Annotated in this window: 3 protein-coding genes; all 3 read left to right on the top strand. The window is 39.5% G+C overall.

Annotated elements, in window-relative coordinates; translation table 11 throughout:
• The first annotated feature begins 280 nt into the window (after positions 1 to 280).
• Positions 281 to 715, top strand: coding sequence for an RbsD/FucU domain-containing protein (locus MXE38_RS12105; protein WP_246915433.1), 435 nt, complete (start codon positions 281 to 283; stop codon positions 713 to 715).
• A 220-nt stretch (positions 716 to 935) separates the two neighbouring features.
• Positions 936 to 2,084: a lactaldehyde reductase gene (fucO, locus tag MXE38_RS12100; RefSeq protein WP_348647386.1), complete on the top strand. Its 1,149-nt coding sequence runs from the start codon at positions 936 to 938 to the stop codon at positions 2,082 to 2,084.
• Positions 2,085 to 2,264: 180 nt separating this feature from the next.
• A partial coding sequence (locus MXE38_RS12095; protein ID WP_246915435.1) for a hypothetical protein occupies positions 2,265 to 2,409 on the top strand: 145 nt, incomplete at its 3' end.

Below are 2,409 nucleotides of genomic sequence, written 5' to 3'. Positions count from 1 at the left end.
GACAAAGCGGGGCGCAATTAAGCTTTTCAGGGGAAAAAATTACCAATTTTTGCAAGATTTTCTCAATTTTATTAATAAATTACCTTTTGAATAGAAAAAATTACCATTTTTAATCGCAAAATTAAACAAAAATAGACAAAGTTGTTAGCTATAAGGTCAGTTTAGCTAATCTGTTTAGGATTGTTTTAGGATGTTAATTCATCCTCTTGTTTTTGCTTGTTAATGTTCTAGTCTGTTCTATGTGAAATTGGAGCAGATTACTCACAAGGTAGGTAGTTTCATGCTTAAGAATGTTCCAGCCATCATTTCCCCTGATTTATTAAAGATTCTTTGCGAGATGGGTCACTCAGATCGTATTGTTATTGCTGATGGCAACTTCCCAAGTGAGTCTATGGGTGCAGATTGCTACGTAATTCGTGCTGATGGTCATGGCGTAGTAGAAATTTTAGATGCTATTTTAGAGCTGTTCCCACTCGACACTTACTGCGATAAGCCAGTTTCCTTAATGGAAGTTGTTCCAGGTGATCCAGTAAAGACTCCAATTTGGGATGAGTACAAGCAAGTTGTTGCTAAGCATGATCCACGTGGTGCAGATTGCTTTACCAATATCGAGCGTTTTGCTTTCTATGAGGAGGCTAAAAAAGCATACTGCATTATCGCCACCTCAGAAAAAGCTTTATATGCCAACATTATGTTACAAAAAGGCGTAGTTTAATAATTTGTTATTTTAACTGCGCTTTAGAGCTCTTAAGCGGCGCAGATATGATGTGAGCTTAAGAGCTTTTTTTATTATTTAGCACTTTATTTTTTTAACTTTTATGTAACCTCTTCACAGCCACCTCTTTACGAGCTTTGGTGAGTAAAAATAAAACTTACTTACTTAAAGGCATAAGGCGATGAGCGAGCGTAGAGGCCTTGATTTTGTAGGAAAGAACATGGCTAATCGTATCGTACTCAACAATATCTCTTATCATGGCAAGGGCGCTATTTTATCTATCGTTGAGGAAGTTAAAAAGCGCGACTTTAAGAAGGCTTTTGTTTGCTCTGATCCAAGCTTAATCGAATTTAAGGTAACCAATAAGGTAACCGACCTTTTAGACGAGGCTAATTTAGCTTACGAGCTTTATTCTGATATTAAGCCTAATCCAACTATTGAGAATGTACAGCACGGTGTAGAAGCCTTTAAGAAGTCAGGTGCCGATTACATCATCGCTATTGGCGGTGGTTCATCTATGGATACTGCCAAGGCTATTGGTATTATCATCAAGAACCCAGAGTTTGCTGATGTTGTTTCCTTAGAGGGCTTAGCCCCAACTAAGAATGAGGCTGTTCCTACTATTGCTGTTCCTACCACAGCAGGTACCGCAGCTGAGGTTACTATCAACTATGTAATCACCGATACTGCCAAGGAGCGTAAGTTCGTTTGTGTTGATCCACACGACATGCCAATGATTGCTGTAGTTGATCCTGACATGATGTCCTCTATGCCAAAGGGCTTAACTGCTGCTACTGGTATGGACGCTTTAACCCACGCTATTGAAGGTTTAATCACCAAGGCTGGTTGGGAATTAACCGATATGTTCCACATCAAGGCTATCGAGTTAATTGCTAAGCACTTACGTGGCGCTGTTGATAATACTCCAGAGGGCCGTGAGGGTATGGCTTTAGCTCAATACGTAGCTGGTATGGGCTTCTCTAACGTAGGTTTAGGTATTGTTCACTCTATGGCTCACCCATTAGGTGCTTTATACGACACTCCACACGGTGTAGCTAACGCTATTATTTTACCTACAGTTATGAAGTACAACGCACCAAATACTGGTGATAAGTACCTCCACATTGCCAAGGCTTTTGGTGTTGCTGGTGCTGAGAACATGACTCAAGAGCAATATCGCCAGGCTGCTATTGATGCTGTAGCTCAATTATCTAAGGACGTAGGCATTCCACAGGATCTCAAGGGCATTGTAAAAGAGGAAGATCTCGACTTCTTATCTAAGTCTGCTTTTGCTGATGTTTGCACTGGTGGTAACCCACGTGATACCTCTGTTGAGGAAATCAAGGAATTATACAAGTCCTTATTATAGTTTTTATTAGCTAGCTAATTGTTAGCTATTAAGTGCCTAGCTAAAGGAGGTTAGATTTAGCTAGGCATTTTAGAGATTGTCTTGTCTCTCATGCTTATTTGTCTATGAGCTTTTAAATTTAGCCAAAATAGAATTCTATCTTACTTATAAGAAATTATAAGTTTTTTCTAGGAGTTAAAAATGTCAAATCAACATCCTAAGATTGGTATTCGTCCTACTATTGATGGTCGTCGTGGCCCATTAAAGGTTCGTGAGTCCTTAGAAGAGCAAACCATGAACATGGCTAAGAGCGCTGCTGAGCTCTTACGTGCTAACTTAAAGTACT

Origin of the sequence: Anaerobiospirillum sp. NML120448 (assembly GCF_023050945.1) — a bacterium.
Lineage (GTDB): Bacteria > Pseudomonadota > Gammaproteobacteria > Enterobacterales > Succinivibrionaceae > Anaerobiospirillum.
The sequence above is the reverse complement of the archived record's forward strand: the minus strand, read 5'-3'. Positions and strand labels throughout refer to the sequence as shown.